Here is a 17,361-nt window from a genome sequence, read left to right on the forward strand (position 1 = left end):
ATCGGGCGAATTTCGTGGCGCCCGGCGTCCGTCTCAGGCCCGGCTGGCGTCCCATTCCGCCCCAAATTGTGGCTTCTTGACCCGATGTCTTTTTTGGACGGTAGACAGTCGGCGATAACCCGATAAAATTGCGCCGGTTTCGCCTTGGAGCGAGGCGCCAAGCGTGCGTAAGAAGTCTGTTGGGCGATCGCGGCTGCCAGACGCTGTACCCTTTGCGCGACAACTTGGCGTTTTTTGCAAAAAGCACGATATTTAATGGTAGTTTTCCAGGTTTCAAAGGGGGGCTGCCCGCTTGGCGCTTGGTCAGTGATAGCCATGAGCGGTAGGCACAAAGCGGCAGCACGGGCAAGGGTGTGGGTTCGACCCGGTTCGATCGCAATGGAGAAGCGAATGAAAGTAAAAATGGCGGCACAACTGGCGGCAGTGGCGTTGTGCGCGACCGCGGCCTTGACGGCAAGCGCGAAGGATACGCAACTGAACGTGTACAACTGGTCGGACTACATCGCCAAGGACACGATTCCGAACTTCGAGAAGCAAACCGGCATCAAGGTCAAATACGACAACTACGACAGCGACGACACGCTGCAAGCCAAACTCCTGACCGGCAACTCGGGCTACGACATCGTCGTGCCGACAAGCAACTACGCGGGCAAGCAGATCGCCGCGAACATCTTCCAGCCGCTCGACAAATCGAAGCTGCCCAACCTCAAGTATCTCGATCCGTCGCTGATGGCGCTCGTCGCCGGCGCGGACCCGGGCAACAAGTACGTGGTGCCCTGGGCGTACGGCACGACCGGCCTCGGCTACAACGTGACGAAGGCACAGCAGATCCTTGGCAAGGACGTCGCCCTCGACAACTGGGACATCCTGTTCAAGCCGGAAAACATTTCGAAGCTGAAGACCTGCGGCGTCTCGGTGCTCGACGCGCCGGACCAGGTCTTCTCGGCCGCGCTGCACTACATCGGCAAAGACCCGAACAGCACGAACCCTGACGACTATCGCGCGGCGCTCGCGATGATGAAGAAAATCCGTCCGTACATCACGCAATTCAACTCGTCGGGCTACATCAATGACCTGGTCGGCGGCGACATCTGCTTCGCGTACGGCTGGTCGGGCGACGTCGTGATCGCGAAGCACCGCGCTGTCGAGGCGAAGAAGGCGTACAAGGTCGAGTACTACATTCCGAAGGGCGGCGCGCCGGTCTGGTTCGACGTGATGGCGATTCCGAAGGACGCCGCGCACAAGGACGCCGCGCTCCAGTGGATCAACTACATCGAAACGCCGCAAGTCCACGCGGCCATCACGAACGCGGTGTACTACCCGAGCGTGAACACGGAAGCGCGCAAGTACGTCGACAAGGACGTCGCGAACGATCCGGCCGTGTACCCGAGCCCGGACGTCATCAAGACGCTGTTCCTGCTGAAACCGCTGCCGCCGGAAATCCAGCGGCTCGAAACGCGGCTGTGGACGGAATTCAAGTCGGGCCGCTAAGCGTTACGCCGTAAATCGGCATGTAGTCATGAAGCCCTCGGTGCCGACCGGGGGCTTTGTTCGTCAAACGTCTGGAGTGAAGCAGCAGATCATGAGTGACCAATCGAGCGCGCTGGCAGGGACCGGCACGCCGTCCTTCGCCAAATCTCCCGCCCCGGTGGCGGCGGACAACTTCGTGCAGATCGTCGACGTCGTGAAGAAGTTCGGCGAGACGTTCGCTGTCAAGAACGTCAATTTGTCGGTTCAGAAAGGGGAGCTGTTCGCGCTGCTCGGCAGCTCGGGCTGCGGCAAGTCGACCCTGCTGCGCATGCTCGCGGGCCTGGAGACGGCCACCTCGGGCAAGATCCTGATCGACGGCGAGGATCTCGCGCAGATGCCGCCGTACCGCCGGCCGGTCAACATGATGTTCCAGTCTTATGCGCTCTTTCCGCACATGACGGTCGAAGCGAACGTCGCGTTCGGCTTGAAGCAGGAAGGCGTGCCGAAGGCGGAGTTGAAGGACCGCGTGCAGAGCGCGCTCGATCTCGTGCAGATGGGCCGCTTCGCCAAGCGCAAGCCGCATCAGCTTTCGGGCGGGCAGCAGCAGCGCGTCGCGCTTGCGCGCTCGCTCGTCAAGCGCCCGAAGCTGCTGCTGCTCGACGAGCCGATGTCCGCGCTCGACAAGCAAATCCGCCAGCGCACGCAGATCGAGCTCGTCAACATTCTCAACAAGGTCGGCGTCACCTGCATGATGGTCACGCACGATCAGGAAGAGGCGATGACGATGGCGGACCGCCTCGCGGTCATGAGCGAAGGGGAGATCGTCCAGCTCGGCACGCCGCACGAAGTCTACGAATTCCCGAACTCACGCTTCTCGGCCGAATTCATCGGCTCGACGAATCTGTTCGACGGCCATGTCGTCGAGGACGAGCCGGATCACGTGTTCGTCGAGACCACCGAGCTGTCGACGCGTCTTTACGTGAACCACGGCATCACCGGTCCGCTCGGCATGCCCGTCACGATCTCGGTGCGCCCGGAGCGCATCGCGCTCACGCGCAAGCCGCCTGAGGGCGCGTTCAACTGGGGGCACGGCACGATCTCGAACGTCGCGTACATGGGCGGCTACTCGCTCTATCACGTGAAGCTCGACTCGGGCAAAACCGTGATCGCCAACGTGTCGAGCCTCGCGCTCACCGAAATCGAATCGCCCACTTGGGGCGATGAAATCTACGTGCGCTGGAGCGCCTCGGCAGGTGTGGTGTTGACGGCATGAAAAGCACTCTGAATTCACTGCTGATGTGGCCGACGCGGCGCTTCAAGCTGACGGGCAGCACGGCCGTCGTGGCAGGGCCGTTCATCTGGCTGCTGCTGTTTTTCTTCGTGCCGTTCCTGCTTGTCCTCAAGATCAGCTTCGCCGAACTGCAGCTCGGGATTCCGCCTTATACGGAGCTCGTCGCGATCCAGAACGGCGTCGTGCAGATTTCGCTCAACGTCGCGCACTACGCGTTCCTGCTGAGCGACAGCCTCTACTTCGCGACCTACGTGAATTCGGTCGTCGTGGCGGCGATCACGACGCTCCTGTGTCTGCTGCTCGGCTATCCGATGGCGTACTACATCGCCCGCTCGAATCCGTCGACGCGCAACGTCCTGATGATGGCCGTGATGCTGCCGTTCTGGACGTCGTTCCTGATTCGCGTGTACGCATGGATCGGCATCCTGAAGAACAACGGGTTGCTGAACAACTTCCTGATGTGGACGGGCATCATCCACCAGCCGATCGAGCTCTATCACACGAATACCGCGGTCTATATCGGCATGGTCTATTCGTATCTGCCGTTTCTCGTGATGCCGCTCTACGCGCACTTGGTGAAGATGGACCTCACGCTGCTCGAGGCCGCCTACGACCTGGGCGCCAAGCCGTGGAAGGCATTCGTGACGATCACGCTGCCGCTCTCGAAGAACGGGATCATCGCGGGGTGTCTCCTCGTGTTCATCCCGGCGGTGGGCGAGTACGTGATTCCGGAACTGCTCGGCGGCGCGAACACGCTGATGATCGGTCGCGTGATGTGGAATGAATTCTTCAACAACGCGGACTGGCCGATGGCTTCGGCGGTGACGTGCGCGATGGTGCTGCTGCTGCTCGTGCCGATGGCGATGTTCCAGCACTTCCAAGCCAAGCAAATGGAAGAACGCCGATGATCAAACCGAATCGCACTCTGCAAGTCGTCGCGCTCGGCATCGGCTTTGCTTTTCTGTATATCCCGATCCTCAGCCTGATCATCTACTCGTTCAACGAGTCGCAGCTCGTCACGGTCTGGACGCGTTTCTCGACGCGGTGGTACGAGGCGCTTCTCGACGACGACGAGTTGATCGCGGCGGCGTGGCTGTCGCTGCGCATCGGACTCTTGACGGCGTTCGCGTCGGTGATCATCGGCACGTGGGCCGGTTTCGTGCTTGCGCGCATGGGGCGCTTTCGCGGCTTCACGCTCTACACGGGCATGATCAACGCGCCGCTTGTGATTCCCGAGGTGATCCAGGGCATTTCGCTGCTGCTGCTCTTCATCGAAATGGGCAAGTGGCTTGGGTGGCCCGAAGGCCGAGGCATCGTCACGATCTGGATCGGACACGTGATGCTCTGTATCTCGTACGTCGCGATCATCGTGCAGTCGCGCGTGCGGGACCTGAATCCGTCGCTGGAAGAGGCCGCGCTCGATCTCGGCGCCACGCCGCTCAAGGTGTTCTTCGCGATCACGCTGCCGCTGATCTCGCAGGCGCTCGTGTCCGGGTGGCTGTTGTCGTTCACGCTGTCGATCGACGATCTGGTGCTGTCGGCGTTCTTGTCGGGGCCGGGGTCGACGACGCTGCCGCTCGTCGTGTTCTCGCGCGTGCGGTTGGGGCTCAATCCCGAGATGAATGCGCTCGCGACGCTGTTCATCGTCGTCGTGACGGTCGGCGTGGTGGGTATCAACTACTACATGCTGCGCGCGGAGAAACGGCGCATGGCCGAAGAGCGGGCCTTGGCGCAACTCGAAGTCGCATGACGGGCGGCTTGCTTCTGATCTGACCATCGGTTGTCATGGCGGGCTGGCTGCCGCTTTCGGCGTGTTCGTCGAAAGCGGCAGCGTCAAGGTTTCCGCAACGTCCCCAACAGCTTCAATTTTTCGCCAGACTCTTACCTGCATCGGCGTTGCTCGCGGGCGGCTGGCCCATCGCTTGGAACAGCGCGGCCGTGTCGCTTAAGCGCGCGCTCATATAGCGAATTTCGTCGAGCCGCGCGTTCTGATATTGCTGCTCGCCCGAGCGCGCCGTCGAAATCGGCACGGCGCCGAGCCGGTAGCGGGCGGCGGTTTCGTCGTAGGCTTGCCGCGCGGCGCGGGCCGCCGCGCTCGACGCATCGAGCGCCTGCGCATCGTGTTCGAGCGACGCGAGCGTATCCGCCACGTTTTCGAACGCCGACAGCACCGTCTGCTTGTACTGCAGCACCGCGGCGTCGTAGGCGTCGACGGCGGCGCGCCGCTGCGCGAGCAGGGCGCCGCCGTGGAAGATCGGCTGCGTGAGCGACCCGCCGAGGCTCCAGATCGCCCCCGCGCCCGAGAGCGCGACCGGCCAGCTGAACCCGCCTTGCCCCATCGACGCCGTCAGCGACAAGCTCGGGAACATCTGCGCCGTCGCTACGCCGACATCGGCGGCGGCGCCTTTGAGCGCCGCGTCGGCCGCCTGGATGTCGGGCCGCGTGCGCAGCAGATCCGACGGCACGACGACCGGCACCTGGTCGGGCAAGGAGAGGCTCGCGAGGTCGAGATCGGGCGGCGCGGCATCAGGCGTGCGGCCGAGCAGCACGGCGAGCGCGTGACGCGTCGTGGCCAACTGCTGACGCAGTCCGGGCAGGGTAGCGGCCAAAGAAGAAGCGCTTTGCTGGACGTTCAGCGCGTCGGCATGCGCGAGCGAGCCTAGCTCGTAGCGCCGTTGCGCATCCTGCGCCTGTTCGTTCGCTAGGTCGACGAGCCGTTCAGTGGTGTCGATCTGCGCATGCAGCGCGGCGGCGTTGATCGCGGCAGTCACGATGTTGGCCGCGAGCGCGCGTCGCGCGGCATCGAGCTGATATGCCTGCTGATCCACGCGCGCACCCAGCGCCGCGTTCGCCAAGCGCGCCGCGCCGAAGATATCGAACGTGTAGTGCGTCTGGATCTGCCCGGCGAACACGTTGTAGAGAAACGTCTGCGGACCGGCTTCGGGAATCGCAAGCGCGCGCTGGCGCGTGGCTTGTCCGCCGAGATCGATCTGCGGCAGCAGCGAGCTGCCGATCTGCGCGCGAAGCTGCTCGTGCGCGGAGGCGAGCAGCTTGTCGGTGGCGGCGAGCGTGGGACTGTTGCGCAGGCCCTCGTCGACGAGCGCATCGAGCGCGTCCGATTGGTACAGGCGCCACCAGTCGGGCACGGGCTGCGCGCCCGTTTCGAAATGCTGCGCGACGCCCTGAGCCGCGACCGTCTGCGCGGGCTGCGCTTCGGCACCGTAGTGCGCAGGCGAGGGCATGGCGGGCGGTTCGCCGGAAGGGCCGAACGAGCAGGCTGCAAGGGCGAGCACGGCGGCTGATGTTACGGCTCGAATATTTCCCATGATCAATTCCCCGTGTGCGCGGTGGGCGACGTGGGCGGATCGCGTTCGTCGCGCCGCACCCGGAACGAAGCCGCATACAACGCGGGCAAATAAAAGAGCGTGAGCACGGTCGCGCTCGTGATGCCGCCCATCAGGGCGGTCGCCATTGGGCCGAAGAAGTTCGAGCGCAACAGCGGAATCAGCGCGAGCACAGCGGCCGCGGCGGTCAGCGTGATCGGCCGGAAGCGCCGCACCGTCGCGCCGACGATCGCGTCGAAACGCTTGTGGCCCGCGGCGATGTCCTGCTCGATCTGATCGACGAGGATCACCGAGTTGCGCATGATGATCCCGAACATTGCGATCACGCCGAGCATCGCGACGAAGCCGAACGGCTGGCCGAAGAGCAGCAGCGTGCCGACCACGCCGATGAGCCCGAGCGGCGCGGTCAGCACGACCATCATCACGCGCGCGAAGCTCTGCAGCTGGATCATCAGGAGCGTCAGTACGGCGATTACCATCAGCGGCATCTGCGCGTTGATCGACGTTTGTCCCTTGGCGCTTTCCTCGACTGAGCCGCCGAGCTCGATGCGGTAGCCGAGCGGCAGCGAGGCGCGCACCGGCGCGAGCGCGTGGTCGAGGCTCTTCGTCACGTCGATGCCTTGCGCTTTGCCCAGCACGTCGGACTGCACCGTGATCGTCGGCTGGCGATCGCGCTCCCAAATCACGCCGTATTCGAGGTCGTTGCGAAGGTGGCCGAGCGAGCCGAGCGGCACCGGGCCGTTCGGCGTGGGCATCGCGAGGTTCACGATATGCGACGGGTCGACGCGCTCGCGCTTCGGCGCGCGCAAGTCGACGCTGATCAGCTTGTCGCGCTCGCGGTACTGCGTGACCGTGTAGCCCGAGAGCGTCATGGCTAGGAAGCTCGAGACGTCTTCGGATGTCACGCCCACTTCGCGCGCCTTCTTCTGATCGATCTCGAAGCGCACCGAGCGCTCGGCGGGTTCGTCCCAGTCGAACTGGACGCCTGTCGTGCGATTGTCCGCGCGCATGGTCGCCGCGACCTTCTCGGCAATCGAGCGCACCGTGGCGATATCGTCGCCGCTCACGCGGAACTGCACCGGGTAGCCGACCGGCGGACCGTTTTCGAGCCGCGACAAGCGCGTGCGGATGGCCGGGAAGTTGTCGCGCAGCGTCGTACCGAGCCAGCGCGCGAGCTTCTCGCGATCCTCGACGGTCTTCGCGGTGATCACGAACTGCGCGAAGTTCGGCTGCGTGAGCTGCTGATCGAGCGGCAAGTAGAAACGCGGCGCGCCGGTGCCGACGAAGTCGACGAAGTGATCGATCTCGGGGCGTCCTTTGAGCGTCGTCTCGATCCGCTGGGCTTGGCGCAGCGTCGCATCGAAGGAGGCGCCTTCGGGCAGCCGCACGTCGATGAGCAATTCGGGGCGGTCCGAACTCGGGAAGAACTGCTGCGGCACGAGCGAGAAGCCGGCGAGCGCGACGATGAAGAGCGTGACCGTGATCGCGAGCACCACGAAGCGCCGCTCGATGCACCACGTGATCCAGCCGCGCAGACGCCTGTAAAAGCGTGTGTCGTAGATGTCGTGCTCGTGGTCGTCGGGCTCATGCGCGGCTTTCTTGCGCTCGGGCAGCAGGTGAAAGCCCAACAGCGGGATCAGCACGACGGCCGCGAACCACGAGGCGATCAGCGCGATCGCCGACACCTCGAAGATCGAGCGTGTGTACTCGCCCGTGCTCGATTTGGCGAGCGCGATCGGCAGGAAGCCCGACACCGTGACGAGCGTGCCCGTCAGCATCGGAAACGCGGTGCTGGTGTAGGCGTAGGCTGCGGCGCGCGTGCGTTTCCAGCCTTGTTCGAGCTTCACGGCCATCATCTCGACGGCGATGATCGCATCGTCGACCAAGAGGCCGAGCGCGAGCACGAGCGTGCCGAGCGAGACCTTGTGCAGCCCGATATCGAACATGGACATGCAAAGCGCGGTGACGGCGAGCACGACCGGAATCGAAATGACGACGACCATCCCGGTCCGCACGCCCAACGACACGAGGCTCACGATCAGCACGATCCCCACCGCCTCGGCGACCGCTTCGAGAAAGTCGTCGACCGAGTTCGAGACCGCGTGCGGCATGCTCGACACCTCGACGAGCTTGAGCCCCGCCGGCAGATGCGCGCGCAGTTCGGAGGCTTGCGCGTCGAGCGCCTTGCCGAGCCGGATCACGTCGCCGCCCGGCTGCATCGTGAGGCCGATGCCGAGCACCGGCTTGCCTTCGAAGCGCATTTGCGTCGAGAGCGGGTCGTCGTAGCCGCGCTTGATCGTTGCGATGTCGCCGAGACGGAACGAGCGGCCGTTGATCGTGATGAGCGTGTCGGCGAGCGCGTTGACGTCCTTGAACTGGCCGCTCGGGCGCACGAACACGCGGTCGTCGTAGGTCGTGAGCGTGCCCGCGGGCGCTACGGCGTTCTGCGCGTTGATCGCTTGCGCGAGCTGCTGCGGCGAGATGTTCAGGCGCGTCAGCTGCGTGTTGGTGACTTCGATGTAGATGTGCTGGTTCGGATCGCCGAAATAGTCGACCTTCGCGACGCCCGGCACGCGCAGGAACACCGTGCGCAGTTCGTCCGCGTAGTCGTGCAGTTGCGCGGCCGAGAAGCCGTCGCCTTCGAGCGTGTAGATGTTGGTGTAGACGTCGCCGAACTCGTCGTTGAAGTACGGTCCCTGGACGCCGGCGGGCAAGGTCGCGGCGATGTCGCCCACTTTCTTGCGCACCTGGTACCAGGTGTCGGGCACGTCCTTGGCGGGCGCCGAATCCTTCATGTTGAAGAAGATCAGCGATTCGCCCGGGCGCGAGTAGCTGCGCAGAAAGTCGATGTTCGGCGTTTCCTGCAGCTTGCGGCCGATGCGGTCGGTGATCTGATCCTGCATCTGGCGCGCGGTGGCGCCGGGCCAGAAGGTCTGGATCACCATCACGCGGAACGTGAACGGCGGGTCTTCCGATTGCGCGAGCCGCGTATAGGCGAGGATGCCGAACAAGGTCGCGAGTGTGATCAGGAAGATCACGAGCGCTTGATGCCTGAGCGCCCACGCCGATAGATTGAAGCGGCCTTCTTCGTCGCTCGCGTGCGAGCGCGGGCCGGCCCGCTCGTCCGGGCCTTCGCGATCCACGGTGCTCATGATGCGAAGTCCTCGGGGTGGAGCGGCGCCATCACGCGCACTTTTTCTCCGGCGCTGACCGTGTGCACGCCTTGCAGCACGACGCGGTCGCCGTCGTTCAAGCCTGCGGACACGGAGACAGTGCGTTCGTCGTAATGCGCGACTTGCACGCGGCGCAGTTCGAGCGTGCCGCTGCTCGACGCGCCGTCGCCTGGACGAACGATCCACACGGCCGGATCGGTGCCGTCGTGAAAGAGGGCGGTGGCGGGCAGCGTGTAGGGATGCGAGTCGTTCGTCACGCCGTCGAAGGCGACGTCGGCGGTCATGCCGAGCCGCACATCGGGGCTCGGCGCTTCGAGCGTGAGTTTCGTTCGATAGGTGCGGCTTTGCGGATCGGCGGCGGGCGACACTTCGCGCACACGCGCGGTGAAGCGCTTGCCGGGCAGCGCGGGCAGCGTGATCGCCGCCGTGCGGCCGACCGCGAGCGCAGCGAGCGCGCTCTCCGGCGCGTCGCAGACGATGTCGATATCCCCCGACCACGCGAGATGGTAGACGGCCTGACCCGATGTCACGTTCTGCCCCGTGTCCGCGTCCTCGGCGGTGATGAAGCCCGCGTGATCCGCGGTGAGCGTCGCGTACTGCAACTGGTTCTTCGCGAGCGCGAGCTGCTGCTGCGCTTGATCGCGCTGCCCCAAGGCGGACGTGTACGCATTTTGTGTTTGCTCGAGCTGGGCGGGCGCGATCAGCTTTTCCTGCGCCTGCGCGGTGTCGCGGTCGAGCTGCTGCTTGGCGTAGACGAGCTGGTGCTGCGCGGCGTCGAGTTGCGCCTGCGTGTTCGCGACGTTCTTCTGCAGATCTTCCGGATCGAGGCGGGCGACGATCTGGCCCGCCTTCACGGTGTCGCCGAGACGCACCTGCCGCTCGACGATCTTGCCGGCGACGCGAAACGAGAGCGGTGTCGAGTAGCGCGCATCGACTTCGCCGGGCAGCGACGCCAGCGCCGGGCGTCCATCCGGATGCACGGCGACGGCGACGACCGGACGCGGCGCCGGCGCGGCGGCTTCCTTCTGATGGCATCCGGCGAGCACCATCGTCCCGCACAGCGCGAGCACCGCGCCTCCTGCACGAATACGGCTGACGAAAGAACGGCCAGTACGACTAAGACGAAACGGGCGGATTGGCATGCGCGCCGCGGGTGATGCGCAAAGACTGGGACGATTCACAGTGACACCATGGCTTACAAAACGAAAGCGATGCGAACGGATTCGGCAAGCGGCGGGGCTGTGCCGAAGAGGCTTGCAGTAAGCGTTTCAAACGCCGCTCGCCTCTTGTCTCTAAATACAAAGTGGATTCTAATACACACTTGTATCTGAATGCAAAGCTGAATCCGCCTGGCGCCGATGTAAAATTTGCCCCATGACACGAAAACGATTGACCCGCGAACAGAGCAAGGACCAGACGCGCCAGCGTCTGCTCGATGCTGCCTTGACCATCTTCACGAAGAAGGGGTACGTCGCCGCGAGCGTGGAAGATATTGCCGCCGCGGCCGGTTACACGCGTGGCGCGTTCTATTCGAATTTCCGCGGCAAGCCGGAGGTGCTGCTGGAACTGCTGAGACTCGATCACGAGCGCATGCAGTCGGAGCTGCAGGACATCTTTGTGGAAGGCGCGACGCGCGAGCAGATGGAAGCGAACGTGCTGACCTATTACAGCCGGATGTTTCGCGACAACAAGTGCTTCCTGCTATGGGGCGAGGCGAAGCTGCAAGCGAGCCGCGACGCGAAGTTCCGCACGCGCTTCAACGCGTTCATGCATGAGAAGCGCGAAGAGATGGCGGGTTATATCCGCATGTTCTCGGAGCGAGTGGGCACGCCGCTGCCGTTGCCGGCCGAGATGCTGGCAATCGGGCTCATCGGCTTGTGCGACGGCGTGCAATCGCTATATTTGTCCGATCCGCAGCACGTGACGCTCGAGTTGACGGAGTCGGTCCTGGCCGGGTTCTTCGCGAGAGTGGTGTTCGGCCGTAATCCCGATTAAGCGCGCCTTGAACGGCGCATCAGACGCTGACACCAGGACCATAGTTGCTGCCGATCAGCCGCGTCACCGAGTCGATATCCGGATAGTCCTGCTCGGGCAGCCCATCGAGAATCGACAGCAGCTCGTTGCTAGCGCCCGCATCGCGAGCGATCTCCACAAGCTGGTCCTTGTTGGCCGGGTACGGTACGGCGCGCAGCACGTCCGTGATCTGCAGGTCGATCGCTTCAGTCGGGATGTTCGATTTGGTCATATCGTGCGTTCCATCCTCTTTGATCGTGCCAGCAAACGCTTCAGGTCTGCGCCTGCCGTTCATGCGCGGCGAACTTGTGCGCGAGCCCGGTCGGCTTCGGCAGCGTGATGCGGGCCCAGCCGTCCGGCCGGATCGCGACGGCCCTCACGCTGGGAGCGGGAGGCGCGACGGGGGCGGCGTTGGCGCGTAAGGCATGCGCGGCGTCACGTGCGGTCAGGCTGTCGAGTGCGGTCGTGTGTTGGGGCGCCGCGAAGCTTGATGCCGAGAGCAATGCCATGGCTGTCACTGTCGAGATTTTCATCGCTCGACCTCCTTCTCTATGCGCCACCGCCGGTGCCACACCGGCAGCATACGCCGTGCCTAACGTCCAACGCAGGTCTACCGCAGCACCGCAAAACGCGCCCACGGCCACGACGGCCGGTCGCGCATATAACCGTTGAGCCAGTTCCATTGCGGATGCCGTTTCATGAACGCTTGCGCGTCGAACGGCCGCCCGCATGGATGTCCCCAGCGCGCCCAGAAGGCCAGGTCGCGCGCCATTTCGCTATCGACCACCTTGCCGTCGTTCGCGCCCCAAGGGTTGAACGGCCCTTGGTCCGAGCCGCCGAAGCGCGCATCGTCGAGTTCGAGGTGCCCGCAAATCGTGCGCGAGCACGGGTTGTCGGCGCGATCGAGATAGACGTCGTGATGGTCGGCCATCATCTCCTTGGCGAGATCGATGTCGATCTTGCCGTGATGCATTTCCGCCAGCTGCATGAAGCGCAGGCGCCGCGCGCCGTTCTTGCGCACGTCCGTGTAATCCTCCCCCTCGCCGATGCATTCCTGATTGCGGATCTTCAGATCCGTCGCGGTGTTGTAGCCGCTATAGAAGCCGTCCTTCGTGCTTTCGAATCCGGAGTAGTGCAGGCCGAGTTCGTAGCGCGCGATTTCGCCCGTCTTCCAGTCGCCGAGCAGCCAGCTGTTCGCGTAGCCGCCGTTGTTCGAGATCGCGAACATCTCGCACCAGTCGCCGATACTGTTCGCGTATTGCGTCGCGCGGCGCGAGCGGTAGAACTCGGGGGCGCCCGCGGCGTTGTAGCCGGCGAAGTTCGAGATCGTCGTCTCGGTGATCATCAGGCCGGCCGACGTGATCCAGAAATCGGTGAGGCTCGATATACAGCCCGGCAACCCCTGCATCAGAATGCGGTGGCCCGACTCGGGAACGATGTCGAACACGACGTTGAACGCGTCGCCCGCGGCGTAGCGGTCCCAGGAGTTGTGCGCCATCACGATGCGGCCGTCGCGCGTCGCGCTGCCGGTGGCGATGAACGCGCTGCAATGATGCCCGCGCCGGCCGCGCCACGGCTTGAGCCCCAGGCGCGGGTCGCGCGCGGCGGCTTGGCTCGGCCACCAGCTTTGCAGCAAGTCCATGTAGCCGTTCCAGGCCAGCACTTCCTCGAAGCGCAGTTTCGCGCCGTCGGCGATGCCTTGGATTTCGTCGGCGAATTCGGTGTCGAGCTTGGGCGCGAATTGCGCGACCGCGGCTTTCGTGAAGGTTTCGAAATCTTCGCCTGTGTCCCAGCGCGCCAAATACTTGGCCGTGTGGATCGCGTTCCGTATCTCGGCGGCGAGGAGCTGGCCGTGCTGTTCGCCACGGTCGTAGGGCTCGCCTTCGATATGGACAAAGATCCAGCCCGCGTGATCGCGCCGCACGGCATCGAGGGAAGGTTCGCTCATCTTCGCTCCGACGAGATGATTGACTGGCAGCGCGCGCAGCGCCAGGCAAGGTCTGGGGCGCTCTGAATCAATTGTAGAAAATATGCCACGCTTTGCCATCGCGCGCAGCGGGGATGGCGAGGTCTTGGCGGCGCCAGATGCGGCGCCGCGTCTGGCTGGATCCGGCCTGGAGCGTTTCGGCCGGGCGGGTGGTCGAAAGCGGCGAGCGCCGCCTGTGCGAGAGCCTCAGAACGCCGGATTCATCCGACGGTAGGCATCGAGCAGCGCCGTCTTGTAGACCGCGCCGACCAGCTTCGGCTCCGACGCGCTTTCGATCACCGGCAGCCGCTCTCCTTGGAACGCCATGAAATGCTGCAGCGCGACGCCGATCGGCATGTCGGGCGTGAGCACGTCGAATTGCTGCTGGAGGTAATCGGCGGCGGTGCGCTCGGCGGTGTCGCGTTTGTCGAGCAGATCGGAGGTGATGTCCTTCAGCGCGACGACGCCGAGGAAGCACCCGGCATCGTTGGTGACGTACAGGTACTTCACCGGGTATTCGAGGAAGATGCGCGTCATGTGGTCCACGCTCGCGGTGAGCGTCACGACGGTGTCGGCCGGCTTGACGAGTTCGCGCAACAGCAGCGAGCGCAGCCGCATGCGTTCCTGCTCGTCTTCGAGGCGGCGCAGCGTGATCTCGTACATCGACGTCTTGCCGATTGCGCGCGCCACGAAGTACGCGACGACGCACGAAAGCATCAGCGGCAGCACGACCTGATAGCTGAGCGTCATCTCGAAGATCATCAGGATCGCCATCAGCGGCGCCTGCGTCGCCCCGGCGAGGAAGGCGCCCATGCCGACCATCGCGTAGGCGTAGGGCGCGGACGTGGCGTGCGGGAAGAGCGTGTGAACGGCGATACCGAAGAGCGAACCGAAGGTCGCGCCGACGAAGAGCGTCGGCGTGAACACGCCGCCGACCGCGCCCGAGCCGACGGTCGCGGCCGTCGCGATCAGCTTGAAGGCGAGCACGGTGACGAGCGCGGTCCAGGTCCACGGCGAATGAAGGATGTGGTTGACGACGCTATAGCCGTTGCCCCACACCTCGGGCACCCAGATCGAGATCACGCCGACCACGAGACCGCCTAGCGCGAGCCGGAACGGCAGCGGCACGGGCAGGCGTTTGAACTGCTTCTTGGTGGCGTCGAGCAGATGCAGGAACTGCGGCGCGGCCGCGCCGCACAGCAAGCCGAGCGCCACGAACAGCACCACTTCGACGCCCGTGATCGCCGGGAACACCGGCATTTCATACGGCGGCTTGTAGCCCGCGAACTCCCGCATCGTGATGTTGGCGACGACCGATGAGACGACGATCGGCCCGAAGCTCTCCATCGCGATCGAGCCGAGCACGATCTCGGTGACGAAGAACGCGCCGGCGATCGGCGCGCTATAGGCCGACGTGATGCCGGCCGCCGCGCCGCATGCGACCAGCAGGCGCAGCCGGGCGGGATCGAAGTGCACGACGCGTCCTACGGCCGAAGCGGCGAGCGCGGCCAATTGCACCATCGACCCTTCGCGCCCGATCGATCCGCCGAAGCCGATCGTGAACAGCGACGAGATGCTGCGCCACAGGCTCTGCCAGACCGGCACCACGCCTTCGCCGATCGCGATCGCTTCCATGTAGTCGGAGTTCGCTTTCTTGTCGGCGCCGCGGCGCGCGATCAAGAGCGCACAGCCGGCCAGGAGGCCGCCCGCGGCCGGCAGCCAGACGCGCACGGTCCACGGCAGTTCGCGCGCCATCTCGACGAAGCTGCCGACCTTGCCGACGAAAAGCCATTGAAAGAAATCGATGCCCTGGCGAAACGCGATGGTCGCCAAGGCGCCCAGCACGCCGACGATCACGGACCAGACGAGCATGGTGTGCGCGTCGGAAAGACGGAACAGTTCTTTGGCGCGGGTGCGCAGACGGAGCAGGAATGAAAGCACGGCTTGAGGCTGGGATCGTTATGGTTTCCGGGGCGAGCGCAAGGATAGCACCGGGCTTGGGTCTGAATGCGGCATCGGCGTTTTCTCCGTTCGGGCAGAGGCGGCTGGGCGGGCTTGGGCGAGCCTGGGTGGACCTTGACCGCGTCCGGTCAGCGGGCGGCTTTGTCGAGTTCCGGGTAGTGGCGGAAGATGCACGCCTCGTTGTGCGACAGCCTCCGTTCGGACGCGAGATACGCGGCGATGTTCGGACGCGCCATCACGGCGTCGTGCAGGGCGGCGAGGCGCGGATAGTGCTCGCCGAAATGCTTGGTCGCGCGAGGAAACGCGTAGAGCAGCCCGTCGATCAATTGGAACATCGACAAATCCACGTAGGACAGCGCGTTGCCCACCATGTGGCGGTCGCCCTGCGGATTCAGCTTGAGCACGCGCTCGAAGTAGCGCATGAACTTCGGGATGCGGTGGTCGATGAATTCGGTCGCGCGCACCTTGGCGGCGTCCTTTTGTTCTTCGTAATACTGGCCGTTCGAGAGCGGATGATGCGTGTCGTGGGCTTCGGTGACCATGTCCGCGATCGTGAGCTGCAGGCCATGCGCGACGAAGCGCGACTCGTCCTGCGGCGCGAGGCCGAGCTTCGGGCCGAGGTAGAGCAGGATGTTCGCGACGTGCGGGACGATCAGGTCGCCGTCTTTCAGAAAGGGCGGGGCGAACGGCGGGTACGGATCGGTCTTGCTGTCCAGGATCGATAGCATGTCGCCGGTGCCGTCGTCCTCGCGCGCGATGTCGACGTAAGGAGCTTGCGCCTCTTCGAGCGCGAGCCGCACGAATTCGCCGCGGCCTTGCAGACCGTCCCAGTAATAGAGTTCGTAAGCCATCTTTGTCCTCGCTGAAGTCTGCGATGTCTTGCACCGCGGGTTCACATCGAACAACGGCAAGTATGAGCGTTCGAGACGGCGGGTGCCGACGCAAGGGCGCTCGCCGGAGCGCCGGCCCCCACAAACACGCATGCCCCGCTCGAGGCGGGGCACTTCAAGGCGGGGGGCAGCCGGCGCTGCATCGTCGATCGCTTAGGCGAACAAGCGTTCCACCGCCCAGGTGATGCCCAGTCCGCCGACGAGCAGCCACACGTACAGGATGAAGCCGGTCAGCAAGGCGCGCGGGCCCGCTTCCCGAATCTGCGACACGCGGGTTTCGATGCCCAGCGCGGTCATCGCCATCGTCAGTGCAAAGGTGTCGATCAGGTTGACCGTATGCGTGGCGGCCTCCGGCAGCACGTGCAGCGAGTTCACGACGACACAGGCCAAAAACCCGATCGCGAACCAGGGCACGGCGAGCTTGCGCGGCTTGGCGGAGTGGCTGGCGTGGTGCGACGCTTCATGCGCGGCCGGCTTCTTCGCCCGGCTGATCCACACGCCGAGCGCGAGCAGCACCGGCACGAGCAGCATGACGCGGGTCATCTTGACGATCGTCGCGATATGGGTCGCTTCGCCGCTCACGTTGCTGGCCGCGCCAACCACCTGTCCGACCTCGTGGATCGTGCCGCCGAAAAAGAGGCCGACGCCGAGCGTGTCGAGATGCAGCCAGCCCGCGCGATACAGGACCGGGTAGAGGAACATCGACAGCGTGCCGAACAGCACGACGCTGCCTACGGCCATGGCGCTCTTGTGCGGCTTCGATTGCAGCGTCGATTCGAACGCGAGCACGGCGGCGGCGCCGCAGATCGCGCTGCCGGCGGCAGTGAGGATGGCGGTGTCGCGGTCGAGCTTCATGAGCTTCATGCCGGCCCAGGTGCCGATCGCGAGCGTGCTGACGACGATCACCGCGGATTCGACGAAGCCGGGAAGGCCGACTTGCGCGATTTCCTGCAGGCTCACACGCAGTCCGAAGAACGCGACCGCGATGCGCAGCAGCTTGCGCGCCGAGAAGTTGACGCCGGCCGCCCAGCTGGCGGGCATACCGTCGCGCAACACGTTGCCGTAGATCGCGCCGCCGACGATGCCGACAATCAGGGGGCTCATGCCGAGTCCGGCGATGGCGGGAAGCGATGCGAGGCTGGTCACGGCCGCGGCGAACAGCGCGACGAACAGGATGCCGTTGAGCTGACCGCGCGTCGATGATTCTTGCGCGGCGAGTGGTGCGGAGAGATGGGGAGTGGACATGATTTGT

At 64.7% G+C, this 17,361-nt stretch carries 14 protein-coding genes; 5 read left to right on the forward strand and 9 right to left on the reverse strand.

Going from position 1 to position 17,361, the window contains the following annotated elements; genetic code table 11:
• Positions 1–390 precede the first annotated feature (390 nt).
• From AAHK20_RS22840 to AAHK20_RS22855, 4 genes are all read left to right on the forward strand, one after another.
• A complete protein-coding gene (locus AAHK20_RS22840; RefSeq protein WP_449183772.1) occupies positions 391–1,491 on the forward strand; it encodes a polyamine ABC transporter substrate-binding protein in 1,101 nt (366 codons plus the stop codon).
• Between the two features lie 91 nt (positions 1,492–1,582).
• Positions 1,583–2,743 (forward strand): ABC transporter ATP-binding protein, encoded by a 1,161-nt coding sequence (locus AAHK20_RS22845; protein WP_449183773.1) that lies wholly within the window; start codon positions 1,583–1,585, stop codon positions 2,741–2,743.
• The gene (locus AAHK20_RS22850) at positions 2,740–3,669 is read left to right on the forward strand and encodes an ABC transporter permease subunit (protein WP_449183774.1); all 930 of its coding nucleotides are present in this window, start codon (positions 2,740–2,742) and stop codon (positions 3,667–3,669) included. The genes AAHK20_RS22845 and AAHK20_RS22850 overlap by 4 nt, the downstream gene beginning before the upstream one ends.
• The gene (locus tag AAHK20_RS22855; protein ID WP_449183829.1) at positions 3,669–4,511 is read left to right on the forward strand and encodes an ABC transporter permease subunit; all 843 of its coding nucleotides are present in this window, start codon (positions 3,669–3,671) and stop codon (positions 4,509–4,511) included. The genes AAHK20_RS22850 and AAHK20_RS22855 overlap by 1 nt, the downstream gene beginning before the upstream one ends.
• 112 nt (positions 4,512–4,623) lie before the next feature.
• Here the strand turns inward: AAHK20_RS22855 and AAHK20_RS22860 are convergent, their stop codons facing one another.
• From AAHK20_RS22860 to AAHK20_RS22870, 3 genes are read right to left on the reverse strand one after another with little or no spacing between them, the layout of a single operon-like run.
• Positions 4,624–6,087, reverse strand: a complete 1,464-nt coding sequence (locus AAHK20_RS22860; protein ID WP_449183775.1) for an efflux transporter outer membrane subunit — start codon at positions 6,085–6,087, stop codon at positions 4,624–4,626.
• Positions 6,088–6,089: 2 nt separating this feature from the next.
• Positions 6,090–9,257, reverse strand: a complete 3,168-nt coding sequence (locus AAHK20_RS22865) for an efflux RND transporter permease subunit (protein WP_449183776.1) — start codon at positions 9,255–9,257, stop codon at positions 6,090–6,092.
• Positions 9,254–10,327 carry an efflux RND transporter periplasmic adaptor subunit gene (locus tag AAHK20_RS22870; RefSeq protein ID WP_449183830.1) on the reverse strand — a complete coding sequence of 358 codons (1,074 nt, stop codon included), beginning with the start codon at positions 10,325–10,327 and terminating at the stop codon, positions 9,254–9,256. Before AAHK20_RS22870 ends, AAHK20_RS22865 begins: the two co-directional genes overlap by 4 nt.
• Before the next feature lie 325 nt (positions 10,328–10,652).
• Between AAHK20_RS22870 and AAHK20_RS22875 the strand changes: the two genes are divergently transcribed.
• Positions 10,653–11,273 (forward strand): TetR/AcrR family transcriptional regulator, encoded by a 621-nt coding sequence (locus AAHK20_RS22875; RefSeq protein WP_449183777.1) that lies wholly within the window; start codon positions 10,653–10,655, stop codon positions 11,271–11,273.
• A 19-nt stretch (positions 11,274–11,292) separates the two neighbouring features.
• Here the strand turns inward: AAHK20_RS22875 and AAHK20_RS22880 are convergent, their stop codons facing one another.
• From AAHK20_RS22880 to AAHK20_RS22905, 6 genes are all read right to left on the reverse strand, one after another.
• Positions 11,293–11,523 carry a DUF2795 domain-containing protein gene (locus AAHK20_RS22880; RefSeq protein WP_449183778.1) on the reverse strand — a complete coding sequence of 77 codons (231 nt, stop codon included), beginning with the start codon at positions 11,521–11,523 and terminating at the stop codon, positions 11,293–11,295.
• Positions 11,524–11,563: 40 nt separating this feature from the next.
• Positions 11,564–11,824, reverse strand: a complete 261-nt coding sequence (locus tag AAHK20_RS22885; protein WP_449183779.1) for a hypothetical protein — start codon at positions 11,822–11,824, stop codon at positions 11,564–11,566.
• 77 nt (positions 11,825–11,901) lie between these two features.
• Positions 11,902–13,239 carry a C45 family autoproteolytic acyltransferase/hydrolase gene (locus AAHK20_RS22890; protein WP_449183780.1) on the reverse strand — a complete coding sequence of 446 codons (1,338 nt, stop codon included), beginning with the start codon at positions 13,237–13,239 and terminating at the stop codon, positions 11,902–11,904.
• Between the two features lie 225 nt (positions 13,240–13,464).
• Positions 13,465–15,198, reverse strand: coding sequence for a ClcB-like voltage-gated chloride channel protein (locus AAHK20_RS22895; protein ID WP_449183781.1), 1,734 nt, complete (start codon positions 15,196–15,198; stop codon positions 13,465–13,467).
• A 149-nt stretch (positions 15,199–15,347) separates the two neighbouring features.
• Entirely contained in the window at positions 15,348–16,070 is a 723-nt protein-coding gene (locus tag AAHK20_RS22900; RefSeq protein WP_449183782.1) for a glutathione S-transferase, read from the reverse strand.
• A gap of 192 nt (positions 16,071–16,262) precedes the next feature.
• Complete coding sequence (locus tag AAHK20_RS22905) at positions 16,263–17,354, reverse strand: YeiH family protein (protein ID WP_449183783.1); 1,092 nt, start codon at positions 17,352–17,354, stop codon at positions 16,263–16,265.
• Positions 17,355–17,361: the final 7 nt, after the last annotated feature.

The organism is Trinickia camelliae (assembly GCF_053525655.1).

Excerpts from the sequence above, each read along its gene's own strand:
- AAHK20_RS22880 (WP_449183778.1), bottom strand. The coding sequence starts at position 11,523 with ATGACCAAATCGAACATCCCGACTGAAGCGATCGACCTGCAGATCACG.
- AAHK20_RS22860 (WP_449183775.1), bottom strand. The coding sequence starts at position 6,087 with ATGGGAAATATTCGAGCCGTAACATCAGCCGCCGTGCTCGCCCTTGCA.
- AAHK20_RS22875 (WP_449183777.1), top strand. The coding sequence starts at position 10,653 with ATGACACGAAAACGATTGACCCGCGAACAGAGCAAGGACCAGACGCGC.
- AAHK20_RS22900 (WP_449183782.1), bottom strand. The coding sequence starts at position 16,070 with ATGGCTTACGAACTCTATTACTGGGACGGTCTGCAAGGCCGCGGCGAA.
- AAHK20_RS22845 (WP_449183773.1), top strand. The coding sequence starts at position 1,583 with ATGAGTGACCAATCGAGCGCGCTGGCAGGGACCGGCACGCCGTCCTTC.
- AAHK20_RS22850 (WP_449183774.1), top strand. The coding sequence starts at position 2,740 with ATGAAAAGCACTCTGAATTCACTGCTGATGTGGCCGACGCGGCGCTTC.
- AAHK20_RS22905 (WP_449183783.1), bottom strand. The coding sequence starts at position 17,354 with ATGTCCACTCCCCATCTCTCCGCACCACTCGCCGCGCAAGAATCATCG.
- AAHK20_RS22865 (WP_449183776.1), bottom strand. The coding sequence starts at position 9,257 with ATGAGCACCGTGGATCGCGAAGGCCCGGACGAGCGGGCCGGCCCGCGC.
- AAHK20_RS22885 (WP_449183779.1), bottom strand. The coding sequence starts at position 11,824 with ATGAAAATCTCGACAGTGACAGCCATGGCATTGCTCTCGGCATCAAGC.
- AAHK20_RS22870 (WP_449183830.1), bottom strand. The coding sequence starts at position 10,327 with ATGGTGCTCGCCGGATGCCATCAGAAGGAAGCCGCCGCGCCGGCGCCG.
- AAHK20_RS22890 (WP_449183780.1), bottom strand. The coding sequence starts at position 13,239 with ATGAGCGAACCTTCCCTCGATGCCGTGCGGCGCGATCACGCGGGCTGG.
- AAHK20_RS22840 (WP_449183772.1), top strand. The coding sequence starts at position 391 with ATGAAAGTAAAAATGGCGGCACAACTGGCGGCAGTGGCGTTGTGCGCG.